Source organism: Streptomyces sp. NPDC059454 (assembly GCF_042749965.1).
Lineage (GTDB): Bacteria > Actinomycetota > Actinomycetes > Streptomycetales > Streptomycetaceae > Streptomyces.
Map to the genome: position 1 here is coordinate 1 of NZ_JBHYVC010000049.1, position 16,763 is coordinate 16,763.

Below are 16,763 nucleotides of genomic sequence, written 5' to 3' on the forward strand. Positions count from 1 at the left end.
GCCGAGCCTCTCGACCGTATGGACGGGTGCCTCAGCCGGCCGGGACCTCGTCCCGGTCCTCCGCGCGGCGCCCGGCCACCCGCTGCTTGACGAAGGCGATGGCGAGCACGATGCCGGCGACCAGCAGCGACAGCAGCACCGTCGTACGCCCGTCGTGCTCGGTGTCGGTCAGCATGTACCCGAGCACGAACACGATCAGCGCGGCGCTGGCCCACGTCAGATACGGGTACAGCCACATCCGCACGACCAGCTTCTCCGGCGCCTCCGCCTGGATGATCTTCCGCATGCGCAGCTGCGAGAAGCAGATCACCAGCCAGACGAACAGCGCGACCGCTCCGGAGGAGTTGACGAGGAAGAGGAAGACGGAGTCCGGGAACTTGTAGTTGAAGAAGACGGCGACGAAGCCGAAGACCACCGACGCGATGATCGCGGTCCGCGGCACGCCCCGGCTCGTGGTCCGGGCGAACGCCTTCGGCGCGTCTCCGCGCCGGCCGAGCGAGAAGGCCATCCGGGAGGCCGTGTAGAGCCCGGAGTTGAGGCAGGACAGCACGGACGTCAGCACGATGAAGTTCATGATCTGACCGGCGTGCGCGATGCCGAGGGAGTCCAGGGCGGCGACGTACGAGCCGTCCTCGGTGATCGACTTGCTGTCCCACGGCAGCAGACAGACCACGACGAAGATCGAGCCGAGGTAGAAGACGCCGATCCGCCAGATGATGCTGTTGGTCGCCTTGGTGACGGCCCGCTGCGGGTCCTCGGACTCACCGGCGGCCAGTGTGGCGATCTCGCTGCCCATGAAGGAGAAGACGACGAGCAGGATGCCGGTGAGGATGGCGCCGGCGCCGTGGGGCAGGAAGCCGCCGTGCTCGGTGAGGTTGGCGAGGCCCGCCTGATCGGTGTCGGCACCGGGCAGCACACCGAAGACGGCCAGCCCGCCGATGACGATGAACGCGCCGATGGCGACGACCTTGATCCCGGCGAACCAGAACTCGAACTCGCCGTAGGAGCCGACGGACACCAGGTTGGTGGCGGTCAGCACCACCATCACGATGAGCGCCCAGCCCCACTGCGGAACGGCCGGGATCCACCCTTCGAGGATCGCGGCGCCGGCGGTCGCCTCGACCGCGAGGACGACGACCCAGAAGAACCAGTAGAGCCAGCCGATCGTGAACCCGGCCCACGGTCCGAGCGCCCGGTCGGCGTGTGCGGAGAAGGATCCGGACGTCGGGTTGGCCGCGGACATCTCACCGAGCATCCGCATCACCAGCACCACGAGCGTGCCGACGAGGGCGTACGACAGCAGGATGCCGGGGCCGGCGGTCGCGATGCCGGAGCTGGAACCGACGAAGAGGCCCGCGCCGATCACACCGCCGATGGCGATCATCGACAGATGGCGGTTCTTGAGCCCGGCCTGGAGCCCGGAACCGTGTTCTGCGGGGCCGCTGCCGGATTCTCCGGGGTCTTCGGGGCCGCTTCCGGCTGTTCTCAGGGTCGGCTGCGAGGTCATGGAACAGATTTCCTTTGCGCCGTGGGGGAGCTGTACTCCGTATGGGTCTACGGGCCGGACCAGTGAAACGGAGGCCAACGGATTGAGGAACCTTCGAATCCATATTGTTACTTGAGCTTTTCCTGAGCTTCTGAGATTCTCCTCACTTTTTCGGCGGCAGCACCCGGCGCGCCTTCCCGGGAACCCCCATGTCACACTCGGACCATGCGCGTGTATCTCGGCTCGGACCATGCGGGCTACGAACTCAAGAACCACCTCGTCGAATGGCTCGAGGCGGCGGGCCACGAGCCCGTCGACTGCGGCCCGCACGTCTACGACGCCCAGGACGACTACCCGCCCTTCTGCCTCCGTGCCGCCGAGCGGACCGCGGCGGACGAGGGCGCCCTCGGCATCGTGATCGGCGGCTCCGGCAACGGCGAGCAGATCGCCGCGAACAAGGTCAAGGGCGTACGGGCGGCCCTGGCGTGGAGCGAGGAGACGGCGGCGCTGGGCCGCCAGCACAACGACGCCAACGTGATCGCGGTGGGCGCGCGCATGCACACCCGGGACGAGGCGACGAAGTTCGTCGAGACCTTCCTGAGCACCCCGTTCTCCGGTGACGAGCGCCACATCCGCCGGATCGACATGCTCGCCGCCTACGAGACGACGGGCGACCTCCCGCCCATCCCCCCGCACCACCCGCAGCAGTAGCGCCGTCAGGACCCTCCCCCGACCCCGACGCGCGGGCCTCGGGGGAGGGCGCCGCGGAGCCCGGACCGGGCCGGGCCCCTCGGCCGACGCGTGGAAGGACACCCCCGTGCCGGAAGGCCACACGATCCACCGGCTGGCCGAGGACTACGCCGCCGCCTTCACCGCCGGCACCCCCCTGAGCGTCACCAGCCCCCAGGGCAAGTTCGCCGACGCCGCCGCCCTCCTCGACCGCACGCCGCTGCACACCACCGACGCCCACGGAAAGCACCTGTTCCTCGGCTTCGGCGACCCCGGGCCGGAACACGCCGAGTGGGTCCACATCCACCTCGGCCTCTTCGGCAAGGTCACCTTCGGCCCGGCCCCGGCGCCGCCGCCCACGGACACCGTCCGGCTCCGCCTCGCCGACGCCACCTCGTACGTCGACCTGCGCGGCCCCACCACCTGCGCCCTGATCACGGACGGCGAGAAGCGGGCGGTCCACGACCGCCTCGGCCCCGACCCGCTCCGCCCGGACGCCGACCCGGCCCTCGCGTACCGCAGGATCGGCCGCAGCCGTACGACGATCGCCGCCCTTCTCATGGACCAGAAGGTCATCGCGGGCGTGGGCAACGTCTACCGCGCCGAGGTCCTCTTCCGGCACCGGATCGACCCGTACCGCGCGGGCCGGGACGTCACCCCGGCCGAGTGGGACGCCGTCTGGGCCGACCTGGTCGCGCTGATGCGCGAGGGCGTCCGCCTCAACCGCATCGACACCGTCCGCCCCGAACACACCCCGGAGGCGATGGGGCGCCCGCCGCGCGTCGACGACCACGGCGGCGAGGTGTACGTCTACCGCCGGGCCCGTCTGCCCTGCCACATCTGTGGGGGCGAGATCCGCACCGCCGACCTCGCCGCCCGCAATCTGTTCTGGTGTCCCGCCTGCCAGCGCCGCTGACGCTCAGAAACCGTGCGGCAGCCACGGCGCCGGGTCGCTCCCGAACGCCAGGGACGCCTCCGCCAGCGCGCCCCGCCGCAGCTCGTCCACCCGGCCGGCCGCCGCGAGCGCCGTGAGGCTCACCCCGCCCAGATACGCCGCACCCAGCTCCCGTATGGACAGGGCGAGATCGGCCCGGTCCTCCGTACGCTCGCAGGACGCGCCCTTCGCGTCACCGGTCAGCCGCCAACGCCCCGTGTTCCAGGGGCAGAAGGCGTCCTCCACCTCGAACACGACGTCCACCGGCGCCCGGTACGTCCGCGCCTGGAGCGCCGCGCCGACGTCGACGAGCCGTACGTACAGCGAGTCCCGTGTCTCCGGACGGCACCGGCGGATGTCGGACACCATGTACTGCCAGCCCTCGTCGACCGGCCGTCCCCGTGCCACCAGGGACGACGTCAGGTCGATGCCGAACAGGAACCGCCACAGCGCCGCACCGGCCGCCGGATCCAGCGCGGCCAGATCGCTCAGCAGCACCGTGCCGTCGGCCCCGGCGGCGCTCCAGCCCGGCTTCACCCGGAACCGCGCGTACCCGACCGTCTCACCGGCCCGCTCGGCGACCACGCACTGCAGCGGTGACGCCCCGCCCCGCTCGCCCGGCGAATCGAGCAGACCCTGCCGCTCCCAGCCGGGCCGGCGCGCGAGCATCCCGGGCCGCCCCGGGACGAGTCGGGCGTACACCGCCTCACACGCGTCGAGTACGTCGGCAGGGACCGCGTACCGCAGCCGTACGTCGTCCGTACCGGGCGGAACGGACAGCGCCGTACGGCTCGTGTCGATCTCGGCGTTCACCTGGAACGCGGCCGCGGCGTAGCCGAACCGGCCGTAGATCGCCGGCTCGGACGCCGTGAGCACCGCCAGCGGCTCCCCCCAGGACCGCACGTCGTCCAACTGCCGCCGCATCATCGACCTCAGCACCCCGCGCCGCCGGTGCGTGGCGGCCACGCTGACGCCCGTGATGCCCGCGGCCGGCACGGACTCACCGCCGGGAACGGTCAGCCGGAACGAGAACGCGCCCGCCGTCCCCACGCACTCGTCGCCGTCCCAGAACCCCAGGAAACGGTCGAACTCGGTGAGAGCGTTCCACAGTTCGCGTTCCTCGTCCGCCTCCGGCACCCCACCGAACGCGCGGATCAGGTTCGCGTACCACTTGTCCCAGTCGTCCGGCTGTAGCACGCGAAGTCCGGTTGCGGGGTCCGCCTGTTCAATCGCCATGGACCATGCCTACCAGGGCCGTGCGGGACGAGCGAGACAATTTCTTCCGCGCGGCCCCACGACGGCGTCCGGTGAAGTTCACTGTGAAGTCCGCCCCCGGCAAGGGGACAACCAGGACCTCCCGTGCCAAGTGGCCGGTCCGATGGATAGGGTCCCGAACTAATGGCAGCAGGACGAGAGCGGCGCGCGGAAGCCGACACGTTCACGGCCCGGTTGAAGAAGCAGTGGCACCGGGCCCGCGTCGGCATGCGCCGGAGCGCGGTCGACTACTTCCGCGGGGACGGTTCCGACTGGGTCGCGCTCGCCGGACTGCTCCTCACCATCCCGCTGATCACGGCAGGGACGCTCACCAACTCCGTGTGGTGCGCGCCCGCCGCACTGGTCCTCCCGATCGTCGTCGGCGGCCTGCTGCTGCGCCCGGCGAGCCTGCTCGGCCTGTACGCCGCCGCGGCGACCGCGCTGATCGTGGAGTCGGTGCGGCTCGGCCCCTACACCGAGGGCGCGGCCCGCGTCACCCCCGGCGTGGTCCTCACCGTCGCCGCCTGCGGTTTCTTCGGGCTGCTCGTCGCCCAGTTCCGCAGCCGGGTCGGCGTGCCCTGGCGGCGCGGCGGCACCATGCTGTTCGACCTGCGCGAACGCATCCGGGTGCAGAGCAAGCTGCCGAAGCTGCCGGACGGCTGGCACCGTGAGATGGCCCTGCGCCCGGCCGGCGGACAGTCGTTCTCGGGCGACTTCGTGGTCGCGGCCCGCACCAACGGCGGGCGCACCCTGGAGGTCGTGCTGACCGACGTCTCCGGCAAGGGCATGGACGCCGCCTCACGCGCCCTGCTGCTCTCCGGTGCCTTCGGCGGGCTCCTCGGCAGCCTCCCGCCGCACGCCTTCCTGCCGGCCGCCAACGGCTACCTGCTGCGCCAGGACTGGGACGAGGGCTTCGCCACCTCCATCCACCTGGTGCTCGACCTGGACTCCGGCGACTACGAGCTCTACTCCGCCGGGCACCCGCCGGGCCTCCAGCTCAGCGCGGGCAGCGGCCGCTGGGAGGAGAAGGCGGCCGACGGCCCGCTGCTGGGCGTGTACGACGGGGCCCAGTTCGACTCGGTGAAGGGCACGCTGCGCTCCGGGGACGTGCTGATGCTGTTCACGGACGGCCTGGTGGAGACCTCCGACCGGGACATCGTGGAGGGCATCGACCGCCTCACCGGCGAGGCCGACCGCTACGTCGCCGGCGGCTTCCACGGAGCCGCCTGGCACCTCATCGAGGCGGTCGCCAAGGACGTCAACGACGACCGGGCCCTGCTGCTCATCTCCCGGGAGGGCCCGACGGCCGCGGCGGCCCGCTGACCCGTGCACACTGGGCGGGTGACCGAGACGACACCGCCCGCCCCGCTGTCCCTGGCCGAGGTCGAGGCCACCGCCCGCGCCGCGCACGCCGGCCAGAGGGACAAGGCGGGCCGGCCGTACGCCGAACACCTCCGGGCCGTCGCCGAGGGGGTACGGGCCCGCGGCGGCGACGACGAGCAGATCGCGGCGGCCTGGCTGCACGACGCCGTCGAGGACGACAAACTGTCGCAGCGGTGGCTGGAGGAGGCGGCGCTGGCCCGGCGGACCAAGGACATCGTCCTCGCGGTCACCAAACGGTCCGGGGAGCCCTCCGAGGCGTACGCGGCGCGCATCCTCGCCACACCCGGCGCGCTGCTGGTCAAGGAGGCGGACCTGGCGCACAACGCCGACCCGGCCCGCCTCGCCGTACTGGACGCACCGACCCGCACACGACTGACCGAGAAGTACACGCGGATGCGCACGCTTCTCGGTCTCGTGGCGGGGGAGGGGGACTCCTAGGCGGGGACCTTCTCGCGGGTTTCCCGCTTCTGCTGCCGCTGGCGTTCGCGGGCCTGCTCCGCGGCGTCCCGCTTGAACGCCCACTCCATCCTCGGCTCCATCACGAACCGGAACACCCGCCGCACGGGGGCGGTGCACAGCAGCGTCACCAGGACCGCCGCCAGGACGCTCACGGCGATCTCACCGAGCGGCCGGTGCAGTACGGAGTGGTCGAACCAGCCCTGGTAGTCGCCGGCCTTGACCACGAAGCCGTGCAGCAGATAGCCGTACAGCGTGCCCGCGCCGAGCGCCGTGAACCACAGGTGGCGGCCCGGCACCCAGGCGAAGAAGCAGGCGGTCAGCAGCAGCGAGCAGCCGAACATCGCCAGCACCATGACCGGGCCGGCCCACCACGGCGCGCCCAGCTCCTGCGCGGCGTCACGGTGGTAGAACCACGCGGTGTTCATCCGCGGCACCGCCCACCAGCCGAAGGCCAGCGCCGCCGCGAACACCGGCACCGCCGCGATCCGTACCGACCGGCGGCGCACCAGGTGGAAGTGCTCCGGCTTCATGCACAGACCGAGCACGAAGTACGGCAGGAACTGCAGCACGCGCTGCAGGTCGAGGTCGTCGCCGATCCCGGGGGTGACACTGGCCAGCACGGCGATGCCGAGGGCCAGCGGCAGCGGGTGCCGTACCGCGTTCCAGATCGGCGTGGTCAGCCGCCACACGAACAGCGCGACCAGGAACCAGGTCAGGTACCAGGGGTCGAGCAGGCTGATCTCCTGCTCCGGGGCGTTGTCGACGACCCGCCGGAACAGGGGGTAGGCGGTCTCGAACACGATGTACGGCACGGCGACGCCGGTGATCAGCCGGCGCAGCCGGTCGGGCCGCATGTCGAAACTGCGAGAGAAGAAGCCGGAGATGATGATGAAGGCCGGCATGTGGAACGAGTACACGACCGTGTACGCCGCCTCCAGGACCCGGCTGTCGCCCTTGAGGGGTTCCCAGGCGTGGCCGACCGCCACCAGCACGATCGCCAGGTACTTGGCGTTGTCGAAGAACGCGTCGCGCTGCCTGCCGGACGGCGCCGGCCGGTCGCCGCTCCGGCTCTTCGTGCGTGGGCTCGGCACTCCGGGCGCCGGCGACTGTGCCGGGGGGAGCGGCGTTCTGCGGTTGCCGTACGGTCGCTGCGAGTTCGTCACTGACCCTCCCGGCGGGGACTCGGGGAGTCGATCGGTGAGCTCGCTGCGCTTGCGGGGGACGAGGCAGCGTGGAACATCTGAGGCACCCTAGCGTTGTCCGCGAGATTTCGTAAAACGCCCGACGTCGTTCCTGGTATTGGGCTCGGGTACCCCGGATCGGGGAAAGTGCGCGACGCGGTCGGTGTGATGGTCAACACGCTGTGGATATAAAGGGCTTGTTCGTCGCCCGGGTCGACCTTGTCGTGATTGTTCCGGATTGAGTCACGCATAAGACCAGCAGGCGACTCCGGTGATATGTCCAGCTTCGGCATGTTTTTCCCGTAACGCGCGAAGGTCTGCCGGAACGGCTGCGGCGACAATTCGAATTAGCTGCGAACGCGTTGTGTGGAGACGGAAACGATCCGGTTGAATTCCCTGTGCGGGTGTTCTCTCGAATTGTCGTACGACATGGCGCCGTCGGCCCGCGCGGACGGCCGCGCAGGGGTGGGGCCGACCACGCCGGGACGGATGATGCGTCAGCCGCCGCATAGGGCGGCCGTGTTGGTGGCACGATGGTTCTGGCGGGGTGCGCGGGGTCGCGTCGCCCGGGCCGGGGAAGCGGAACCGACCGAGGGTGTGATCAGTTGTGGCCATTTCACTGTCTGTGGTGCTGCTGTTGGCGATCATCCTGGTGGTGCTGATGAGAAGCGGCTCCATCAAGGCCGGGCCGGCGATCGTCGCCGTCCTCTTCGGCTTCTTCCTCGCCTCCACCGGCATGGCCGACGACATCCAGCGTTTCCTGGACTCGATAGCCGAGATGATCAACTCCATCAGCTTCTGACCCCGCCCGCCCCCGCGCGGAAACGATCCGGGCCGACCCGGGAACCACTTCTCGGCCCTGCCGCCCGCCCCGTCCGCTTCAGCCGCCCGACACCGCGAACAGTGCCACCGGCAGCGCGACCGGACCGCCCACGGCGAAGAACCCGCCGAGGACGCGCGGGAAGCCCGGAGGCACGGCCCGGGCGTCCGCCCGGCTTCCGGCTTTCTCCCCGAGCCCGCGGGTGATCAAGGAGTAAAAGCGGACGGACGCCTTCCTGGTCACCGGTGCTCCTCCGCCGACGAGCGCGATCAAACCCTGGATCAACAGGAAGGGAGCGGGCCCGGCTCCGGTCCGGTCGGCGAGAGTCGGCATGCCCGGATCTTCCGGATGGCGGTCGACCAGGTCAAGGGAAGAGCGCGCCGGGGACACGACCGGCTGATCGGGACCCCGGAAAACGATCAGGGCCAGATGGAGGAATGATCCTCCGACCTGGCCCTGAGCCGTACAGAGCGGGCGACGGGAATCGAACCCGCGTAGCTGGTTTGGAAGATCGCGTAACCGGATCTGCGCTGACCGGGCGAGGCCCTGACCTGCGCACTTCTGTCGGGCTTGCCGAGGTTCCCCGTTGCTCCCCGCCCGTAGCCGTCCCATCGGGCACGCAGGGGGCACAGGTGCCCGTCTCGCGCGCTCCCGGCTCGCTGGCGGATCTTCTCGCATCAAGGCCGTTCGGGACCGCAGCGGGCCAACCCGGGCCTCGGTCCGGGCTTGCAAACGGTACCCAGGTACAGGTTTACCGTCGGAGGTGTCCCCACCTGTGCGGGGCGTGACGACGGGAGTAATGCGGTGAGCGATTTGGCATGGGTTCCGCAGTCCTGCACGCTGCCCACCGAAGAACGGTCCTTGCGGGTCGCTGAGTGGGACGCGTTGTTTTCCGAGCATCTGCGGTTTCTGTCTCGCCCCCAGCCTCTACACCTGCGGCTTGACCTGGCGGGCGGGCCGAGCGTCGAGGATCGGGTCCGGAACCTGGTGGAGCGCGAGAGCGGCTGCTGTTCCTTCTTCACCTTCACGACCACTCCCGGCGAGGACCTGGTCCAGCTGGATATTTCGGTGGACGAGCCGCATGCGGCGGTACTGGACGCCCTCGCCGTCGTCCTGGCCGTGCTCGCCGCCGGAACGTGGTGGCTCGGCCGGCGCCGCCGTCCCTGCTCCTGCTCGCAGGAAACCGCTGGCGAGGGGGCGTGCGGTTGTCAGGCGTCCAAGAATCCCCTGGAGATCACCGGCAAGGGCCGTAGGTAGGGTCAGCCGGCATGACCGTCGCTCGTTCCGTTGCCCTGTTCGTCGTTGCCGCCCTCTTCGAAATCGGGGGCGCGTGGCTCGTCTGGCAGGGTATTCGCGAGCACAAGGGCTGGATCTGGGTCGGTGCTGGCGTCATCGCTCTCGGCCTCTACGGGGTCGTGGCGACCTGGCAGAGCGACGACAACTTTGGCCGCATCCTCGCGGCCTACGGCGGCATCTTTGTCGCCGGGTCGATCGCCTGGGGCATGATCGCCGATGGCTACCGCCCCGACCGCTGGGACATCACGGGCGCCCTGGTGTGCCTCGCCGGGATGGCTGTGATCATGTACGCCCCGCGTAGCCACTGACCACGCCAACAGTCCCTACTGAGGTCGGCGGAGCGGCTTTGGGCGGGAGCTGCTTCGGGGCGAGTGATCATGGCCCCGTAAGCTTCCGGCGCGCCGGGCAGTCCGTGGACCAGACCGAGCGCACGACCGGACAGGGAACGGCCAGCCAGGGCCAGGCGGAGGAATGATCCTCCGACCTGGCCCTGGGCCATCAAGAGCGGGCGACGGGAATCGAACCCGCGTAGCTAGTTTGGAAGACTAGGGCTCTACCATTGAGCTACGCCCGCACGGAGCGCGCCGCGCGTCGGTGAGCGCGGCACTGACAGGCATCGTAGCGGGTCGTACGCCCTCGTCGCACACCCCGTTTCCGGCCCGCCCCCGGCGCCGCACCGCGCCCGTGAAACGCGGCGGCCGTTCCGCCCGGGTGCATGTACCCTACGTCTCGCACCAGACGGGGTGTGGCGCAGCTTGGTAGCGCGTCCGCTTTGGGAGCGGAAGGCCGTGGGTTCAAATCCCGCCACCCCGACCAGCCACCTGCCTCATGCGGCGATGATCGCCTTTTGGGTGCCGCAGTCGCTGCCGTTACTATGCAAGCTGCACGCCCGTGTGTCTCTGACGTCCTCCGGGCGGCGAATCGGCCGGACCGTTCTGGTCCCGGCAGAACCCGAGAAGTCAGCCACCAAGGAGACCGAACCGTGAAGAGCGCCGTGGAGACCCTGAACCCGACCCGGGTTCGGCTCACTGTCGAGGTGCCCTTCGAGGAGCTCAAGGACAGCCTCGACGCGGCGTACAAGAAGATCAACCAGCAGGTCACGGTGAAGGGCTTCCGCAAGGGCAAGGTCCCGGCCCGGGTCATCGACCAGCGCTTCGGCCGCGGTGCGGTGCTGGAGGAGGCCGTCAACGACGCCCTCCCGAAGTTCTACACCGACGCGGTCAACGAGGCGGAGCTGAACCCGCTGGGCCAGCCCGAGGTCGACATCACGGAGCTGAAGGACGGCGAGACGCTGAACTTCACCGCCGAGGTCGACATCCGCCCGGCCATCGAGATCCCGGACTACTCCGGCATCGAGGTCGAGGTCGACGCCGTCGAGGTCACCGACGAGGACGTCGAGAAGTCGGTCGAGCAGCTCCGCGAGCGCTTCGCCTCCACCTCCCCGGTGGAGCGCGCCGCCGAGGACGGCGACGTCGTCACCGTCGACCTGGAGGCCAAGGTCGACGGCGAGGTCCTCGAGGACGGCGTCGCCAGCGGCGTGTCGTACACCATCGGCTCCGGCGAGCTGCTGGACGGCATCGACGACGCCGTGACGGGTCTGGAGGCCGGTGGCGAGGCCACCTTCACCTCCGAGCTCAAGGGCGGCTCGGCGGCCGGCAAGGAGGCCGAGGTCACCGTCAAGGTGTCCCAGGTCGCCGCCCGTGAGCTGCCGGAGCTGGACGACGAGTTCGCCCAGCTCGCGTCCGAGTTCGACACCCTCGAGGAGCTGAAGGCGGACAGCCGCAAGCGCCTGGAGAACATGAAGCAGTACGACCAGGCCACGCAGGCCCAGGAGCGCGTCCTGGAGAAGCTGCTCGAGCTGGTCGAGGTCCCGGTCCCCGAGAAGCTGCTCGAGGACGAGATCAACACCCGCAAGCACAACCTCGAGCACCACCAGCTCGGCCAGATGGGCCTCGACCTCGCGAAGTACCTGGAGATCCAGGGCAAGACCGAGGAGGAGTTCGAGACCGAGACCCGCGAGGCCGCGGTCAAGGGCATCAAGACCCAGTTCGTGCTCGACGAGCTCGTCAAGCAGGAGAAGCTCAACGTCAACCAGGAGGAGCTCACCGAGCACCTCATGCGGCGCGCCGCCTCCTCCGGCATGTCCCCCGACCAGTTCGCCCAGGCCGTCGTCGAGCAGGGCCAGGTCCCGCTCCTCGTCGGCGAGGTCGCCCGCGGCAAGGCCCTGGCCTCCGTGGTCGAGAAGGCCACGGTCAAGGACACCAACGGCGAGATCGTCGACCTCGAGGACGAGGAAGAGGACGAGGCCACCGAGGCCGAGGGCACCGAGCAGGCCGAGGCCGCCGAGGCCCCGGCCGAGGAGAAGACCGAGGGCTGACCCTCGCGTCACCTCTGACGTGATCACCGGGGCCCCGGAGTGTCGCACACTCCGGGGCCCCGGTGTCTGGCGCCGAGGGCAGCCGACCCGGGGGAGCGGGAGCGTGCCGGTGCGCGGCTCCGCCACGCGGGCGCGACCGGCCGCCCACAGGTCGCGGCCGCCCGCAAACCGAACAGGCGCCCCTCTACGCCCCCGGCGAACACCCCGGTTACCGGGATTCCCTGGCGGAGTCGCCGCGTTAGGGTCCTTGAATACCAGGGGACGTGAGTCACCGAATACGGCTCCGCCCCCGTAGGGACACGTGAGACGGCCCGGCGCCGTCGTAAGACGAGCAGGTGGATACGTGACGAATCTGATGCCCTCAGCCGCCGGCGAGCCCTCCATCGGTGGTGGCCTCGGCGACCAGGTCTACAACCGGCTGCTCGGCGAGCGGATCATCTTCCTCGGCCAGCCGGTCGACGACGACATTGCCAACAAGATCACCGCACAGCTGCTGCTCCTTGCCTCCGACCCGGACAAGGACATCTACCTGTACATCAACAGCCCCGGCGGCTCCATCACGGCCGGCATGGCGATCTACGACACCATGCAGTACATCAAGAACGACGTGGTGACGATCGCCATGGGCCTGGCGGCCTCCATGGGCCAGTTCCTGCTGAGCGCGGGCACGCCCGGCAAGCGCTTCGCGCTGCCGAACGCCGAGATCCTGATCCACCAGCCCTCCGCCGGTCTCGCCGGCTCGGCCTCGGACATCAAGATCCACGCCGAGCGGCTGCTGCACACCAAGAGGCGCATGGCCGAGCTCACGGCCCAGCACACCGGCCAGACGATCGAGCAGATCACCCGCGACTCGGACCGCGACCGCTGGTTCGACGCCTTCGAGGCCAAGGAGTACGGCCTCATCGACGACGTCATGACGACGGCCGCCGGTATGCCGGGCGGCGGCGGCACCGGGGCCTGAGCGGCCTCACGGGGCCCTCGTGGCCCCGTGGACGCCCCCGGGCCCCCAGGGGCCCGGTACGAAGCCCCAGCAGCCCCAGCCGACCGCCTCAGCCCCTTTCAGGAGACACCGTGAACAGCTTCCCCGGCAGTGGCCTGTACGACCGCACGCCCGCCGCCTCCGAGGGCCGGTACACCGGCCCCTCGGCCGAATCCCGCTACGTCATCCCGCGCTTCGTCGAGCGCACCTCCCAGGGCATCCGCGAGTACGACCCGTACGCGAAGCTCTTCGAGGAGCGCGTGATCTTCCTCGGCGTCCAGATCGACGACGCCTCGGCCAACGACGTGATGGCGCAGCTGCTGTGCCTGGAGTCGATGGACCCCGACCGGGACATCTCGGTCTACATCAACAGCCCCGGCGGCTCCTTCACCGCGCTCACGGCGATCTACGACACGATGCAGTACGTGAAGCCGGACGTCCAGACGGTCTGCATGGGCCAGGCGGCCTCCGCCGCCGCCGTCCTGCTGGCCGCCGGCACGCCCGGCAAGCGCATGGCGCTGCCGAACGCGCGCGTGCTGATCCACCAGCCGTACAGCGAGACCGGCCGCGGTCAGGTCTCCGACCTGGAGATCGCCGCCAACGAGATCCTCCGGATGCGGAGCCAGCTGGAGGACATGCTGGCCAAGCACTCCACCCGGCCCCTCGACAAGATCCGCGAGGACATCGAGCGCGACAAGATCCTCACGGCCGAGGACGCGCTGGAGTACGGCCTGATCGACCAGATCATCTCCACCCGGAAGATGGACAATTCCAGCCTGCGCTGACGCGGGACGGGGTGTGACGTCTGTCGCCCCTTGGCACGGTTTGGCACGGTCCACGTCAAAGTGAACCGTGCCAAGGGGGGCCCGAACGGGGGGCTCGGCAAGGTACCGTCGGACATAAGGCAGCACCAGGAGCCGCCGGACGCCCGCGTCCGCGACTCCCAGGCGAAGGGGAAGCACACCGTGGCACGCATCGGTGACGGCGGCGATCTGCTCAAGTGCTCGTTCTGCGGCAAGAGCCAGAAGCAGGTCAAGAAGCTCATCGCAGGGCCCGGTGTGTACATCTGCGACGAGTGCATCGACCTCTGCAACGAGATCATCGAGGAAGAGCTCGCCGAGACCAGCGAGGTCCGCTGGGAGGAGCTTCCCAAGCCCCGCGAGATCTACGAGTTCCTCGAGGGGTACGTCGTCGGGCAGGAGTCCGCCAAGAAGGCCCTCTCCGTCGCCGTGTACAACCACTACAAGCGCGTCCAGGCCGGCGAGAACGGCGGCGCCCAGGGCCGTGACGACGCCATCGAGCTGGCGAAGTCCAACATCCTCCTGCTGGGTCCCACGGGCTCCGGCAAGACCCTGCTGGCCCAGACCCTGGCCCGCATGCTGAACGTCCCGTTCGCGATCGCCGACGCCACGGCGCTCACGGAGGCGGGATACGTCGGCGAGGACGTCGAGAACATCCTGCTGAAGCTGATCCAGGCGGCCGACTACGACGTCAAGAAGGCCGAGACCGGGATCATCTACATCGACGAGATCGACAAGGTCGCCCGGAAGAGTGAAAACCCGTCGATCACCCGTGACGTCAGCGGTGAGGGCGTACAGCAGGCCCTGCTGAAGATCCTCGAAGGCACCACGGCCTCCGTCCCGCCGCAGGGCGGCCGCAAGCACCCGCACCAGGAGTTCATCCAGATCGACACGACGAACGTGCTGTTCATCGTGGGCGGCGCCTTCGCCGGACTGGAGAAGATCATCGAGGGTCGGGCCGGCGCCAAGGGCATCGGCTTCGGCGCGACGATCATCTCCAAGCAGGAGCGGGAGTCCAAGGACCAGTTCGAGGAGGTCATGCCGGAGGACCTGGTCAAGTTCGGCATGATCCCCGAGTTCATCGGCCGGCTCCCCGTCATCACCTCGGTCCACAACCTCGACCGCGAGGCCCTGCTCCAGATCCTCGTCGAGCCGCGCAACGCACTGGTGAAGCAGTACCAGCGCCTCTTCGAACTCGACGGTGTGGAGCTGGACTTCGAGCGCGAGGCGCTGGAGGCCATCGCCGACCAGGCCATCCTCCGCCAGACCGGCGCCCGCGGCCTGCGCGCCATCATGGAGGAGGTCCTCCAGGGCGTGATGTACGAGGTCCCGTCCCGCAAGGACGTCGCCCGCGTGGTCATCACGGCCGACGTGGTCCTGTCCAACGTCAACCCGACCCTGATCCCGCGCGACGCCCGCGGCCGGGGCTCCGGGGAGCAGAAGACGGCATAACGGCGGACGCGCGAAAGGGGCCCCAGCGAAGTAGCTGGGGCCCCTTCTTTGCTCACGGTGGTGGAAGGTGATCGATTTCTCGCTGATTTTCAAACCGATCCGGACATGCCCGCCAGAGCCTCCGGTGGCATGTGCATCTCACGTGTTCGGCTCGTTGCCGACAAGATTGACCATCTTGTCCCGAGGGAAACGGGAGACGGAACATGAAGTTGAAGCGTGTATTGACAGCGTTGGCCGTGACAGCGGCCGCAGGGGTACTGCCTCTGGCTATGGCCACGCCGGCCAGTGCCTACGGACCCTCTTACTGTGAAAGGTACATTGCTTCGAAGGACTATCTCGTCGGCCCGAAGGTGAAGGGTGCCTGCAAGTACGCGGGCAACTCCGCGACCGCACCCATATGCAGTTCAGGGCTGATCAACTCCGGCGTGAGGGACAATTACGCGATACAGGCGTGCCGGGCAGTCTGAGGGACCCCGGTTGCCGCAGAGTGAGAGGGGGCTCGGGCAAAGCCTGGGCCCCCTCCTGTGCTCTGGTGTGTCCGCCGAGCGTCAGGCCTTGACGCGCACATCCTTGCGGAACTTGGCGGTCAGCTCGGCGGCCTTCTCCAGGTCGGCGGGCTTGCCGGCCATGACGTCGGCCATCACCGTGTTGATGATGACGCCCACCGTGCTGTGGTCACCCCAAATACACACCGGCATGTTGATCTCCGAAGGTCCGGAGGCCACGTCACCCGATGAGGCATCACTGTTCTTGACCTTGATCGCCTGGCACTTCAGGACAGCACCGTCCAGAGCGCTCGGCTTGAAGTCCTCCGGGCTGCCGACGAGCTCGCCCTCGGTCTCCTTGTCCTCGGAGGCGTTCTTCTCCATCTCCCCGAACATGGCGTCGACGACCTTCTCCGGATCGTCGATCTCGCCGTAGACACCCATGAACTGGACCATCGTCATGGCGAGCGGATTGTTCTCGTCCCCGGCCTGGTAGACCGCGTTGACGTTCTTGGCGTTCTTGACGCCGTTCTTCTCGGCTTCCTTCAGGTCGTTCTCGTCGAAGCCGTCACTGTCCGCGGCGTCGCCCTTCTTGTACTCGCCGCCGAGTACGGTCGCCGGAGTCGTCAGCTTGTGCGGGCCGTCGTCTGCGATGTCCGAGCCGCCGGCTCCCCCGCCGATCACGAAGTACGCGCCCACGCCGATGGCCGCCACGACCGCCACCGCGCCGATGATGATGCCGGCCTTCTTGCCGCCGCCGCCGGAGGCCGGGGGCTGGGGCGGCATGCCGTACTGGGGCTGGCCGTAGGGCGGCTGCTGGCCGTACGGGGGCTGCTGCGGCGGGACGCCGGGCTGGCCGGGCTGCTGCGGGTAGCCGTAGCCGGGCTGGCCGGGCGGGGGAGCCTGCTGGGGGTAGCCGTAGCCGGGCTGCGGGGCCTGCGGCTGCTGGCCGTAAGGACCCGGCTGGCCGTACGGCCCGGGCTGCTGCGGTTGCTGCCCGCCGTACGGGCCCGGCTGGTTGTAACTCATGACGGGGTTCCCCCTCCAGATGCTTGTGCGTTGCTGACATCCTGACTCAGGAGTGACCGGTTCAGGCCAGCGGGGGTCGCACCGTTACAGAGGAAACGC

16 protein-coding genes and 2 tRNA genes are annotated in these 16,763 nt (G+C 69.4%); 12 read left to right on the plus strand and 6 right to left on the minus strand.

Annotated features, from left to right (window positions below; all coding sequences use genetic code 11):
• Positions 1-31: 31 nt before the first annotated feature.
• Positions 32-1,507 (minus strand): amino acid permease, encoded by a 1,476-nt coding sequence (locus ACFXAE_RS26660; protein ID WP_384719255.1) that lies wholly within the window; start codon positions 1,505-1,507, stop codon positions 32-34.
• Between the two features lie 204 nt (positions 1,508-1,711).
• Between ACFXAE_RS26660 and ACFXAE_RS26665 the strand changes: the two genes are divergently transcribed.
• Together ACFXAE_RS26665 and ACFXAE_RS26670 are read left to right on the plus strand one after the other, a co-directional pair.
• Positions 1,712-2,197, plus strand: coding sequence for a ribose-5-phosphate isomerase (locus tag ACFXAE_RS26665; protein ID WP_384719257.1), 486 nt, complete (start codon positions 1,712-1,714; stop codon positions 2,195-2,197).
• A gap of 106 nt (positions 2,198-2,303) precedes the next feature.
• A complete protein-coding gene (locus ACFXAE_RS26670) occupies positions 2,304-3,131 on the plus strand; it encodes an Fpg/Nei family DNA glycosylase (RefSeq protein WP_384719259.1) in 828 nt (275 codons plus the stop codon).
• Between the two features lie 3 nt (positions 3,132-3,134).
• Here ACFXAE_RS26670 and ACFXAE_RS26675 read toward each other — a convergent pair whose 3' ends face one another.
• Positions 3,135-4,385 carry a GNAT family N-acetyltransferase gene (locus ACFXAE_RS26675; protein WP_384719261.1) on the minus strand — a complete coding sequence of 417 codons (1,251 nt, stop codon included), beginning with the start codon at positions 4,383-4,385 and terminating at the stop codon, positions 3,135-3,137.
• A gap of 162 nt (positions 4,386-4,547) precedes the next feature.
• On the opposite strand from ACFXAE_RS26675, the gene ACFXAE_RS26680 reads away from it, so the two are divergent.
• Together ACFXAE_RS26680 and ACFXAE_RS26685 are read left to right on the plus strand one after the other, a co-directional pair.
• Positions 4,548-5,726, plus strand: coding sequence for a PP2C family protein-serine/threonine phosphatase (locus ACFXAE_RS26680; protein ID WP_384719263.1), 1,179 nt, complete (start codon positions 4,548-4,550; stop codon positions 5,724-5,726).
• A gap of 18 nt (positions 5,727-5,744) precedes the next feature.
• On the plus strand, positions 5,745-6,224 hold the full coding sequence (locus ACFXAE_RS26685) for an HD domain-containing protein (RefSeq protein ID WP_384719265.1): 480 nt from the start codon (positions 5,745-5,747) through the stop codon (positions 6,222-6,224).
• Here ACFXAE_RS26685 and ACFXAE_RS26690 read toward each other — a convergent pair.
• The gene (locus ACFXAE_RS26690; protein ID WP_384719267.1) at positions 6,221-7,336 is read right to left on the minus strand and encodes an acyltransferase family protein; all 1,116 of its coding nucleotides are present in this window, start codon (positions 7,334-7,336) and stop codon (positions 6,221-6,223) included. The genes ACFXAE_RS26685 and ACFXAE_RS26690 overlap by 4 nt on opposite strands.
• Positions 7,337-8,033: 697 nt before the next feature.
• On the opposite strand from ACFXAE_RS26690, the gene ACFXAE_RS26695 reads away from it, so the two are divergent.
• Complete coding sequence (locus tag ACFXAE_RS26695) at positions 8,034-8,228, plus strand: hypothetical protein (RefSeq protein ID WP_217127783.1); 195 nt, start codon at positions 8,034-8,036, stop codon at positions 8,226-8,228.
• Between the two features lie 78 nt (positions 8,229-8,306).
• Here ACFXAE_RS26695 and ACFXAE_RS26700 read toward each other — a convergent pair whose 3' ends face one another.
• Complete coding sequence (locus ACFXAE_RS26700; RefSeq protein ID WP_384719269.1) at positions 8,307-8,579, minus strand: hypothetical protein; 273 nt, start codon at positions 8,577-8,579, stop codon at positions 8,307-8,309.
• Between the two features lie 471 nt (positions 8,580-9,050).
• Here ACFXAE_RS26700 and ACFXAE_RS26705 point away from each other — a divergent pair, with 471 nt between their 5' ends.
• Together ACFXAE_RS26705 and ACFXAE_RS26710 are read left to right on the plus strand one after the other, a co-directional pair.
• Positions 9,051-9,503: a hypothetical protein gene (locus tag ACFXAE_RS26705; protein ID WP_384719271.1), complete on the plus strand. Its 453-nt coding sequence runs from the start codon at positions 9,051-9,053 to the stop codon at positions 9,501-9,503.
• Positions 9,504-9,514: 11 nt separating this feature from the next.
• Positions 9,515-9,850: a YnfA family protein gene (locus tag ACFXAE_RS26710; RefSeq protein WP_384719272.1), complete on the plus strand. Its 336-nt coding sequence runs from the start codon at positions 9,515-9,517 to the stop codon at positions 9,848-9,850.
• A 195-nt stretch (positions 9,851-10,045) separates the two neighbouring features.
• Here the strand turns inward: ACFXAE_RS26710 and ACFXAE_RS26715 are convergent.
• Positions 10,046-10,116 (minus strand) — tRNA-Gly (locus ACFXAE_RS26715).
• A 165-nt stretch (positions 10,117-10,281) separates the two neighbouring features.
• Here ACFXAE_RS26715 and ACFXAE_RS26720 point away from each other — a divergent pair.
• The 5 genes from ACFXAE_RS26720 (at position 10,282) to clpX (ending at position 15,150) form a co-directional block, all read left to right on the plus strand.
• Positions 10,282-10,358: transfer RNA gene (locus tag ACFXAE_RS26720), tRNA-Pro, on the plus strand.
• Positions 10,359-10,524: 166 nt separating this feature from the next.
• Positions 10,525-11,919, plus strand: coding sequence for a trigger factor (gene tig, locus ACFXAE_RS26725; RefSeq protein WP_384719274.1), 1,395 nt, complete (start codon positions 10,525-10,527; stop codon positions 11,917-11,919).
• Between the two features lie 355 nt (positions 11,920-12,274).
• Positions 12,275-12,880, plus strand: a complete 606-nt coding sequence (locus tag ACFXAE_RS26730) for an ATP-dependent Clp protease proteolytic subunit (protein WP_217145473.1) — start codon at positions 12,275-12,277, stop codon at positions 12,878-12,880.
• A 110-nt stretch (positions 12,881-12,990) separates the two neighbouring features.
• Positions 12,991-13,683, plus strand: coding sequence for an ATP-dependent Clp protease proteolytic subunit (locus tag ACFXAE_RS26735; protein WP_384719276.1), 693 nt, complete (start codon positions 12,991-12,993; stop codon positions 13,681-13,683).
• A gap of 180 nt (positions 13,684-13,863) precedes the next feature.
• A complete protein-coding gene (clpX, locus tag ACFXAE_RS26740; protein WP_384719278.1) occupies positions 13,864-15,150 on the plus strand; it encodes an ATP-dependent Clp protease ATP-binding subunit ClpX in 1,287 nt (428 codons plus the stop codon).
• A 548-nt stretch (positions 15,151-15,698) separates the two neighbouring features.
• Here clpX and ACFXAE_RS26745 read toward each other — a convergent pair.
• Positions 15,699-16,664, minus strand: coding sequence for a hypothetical protein (locus tag ACFXAE_RS26745; RefSeq protein ID WP_384719280.1), 966 nt, complete (start codon positions 16,662-16,664; stop codon positions 15,699-15,701).
• Positions 16,665-16,763 lie beyond the last annotated feature (99 nt).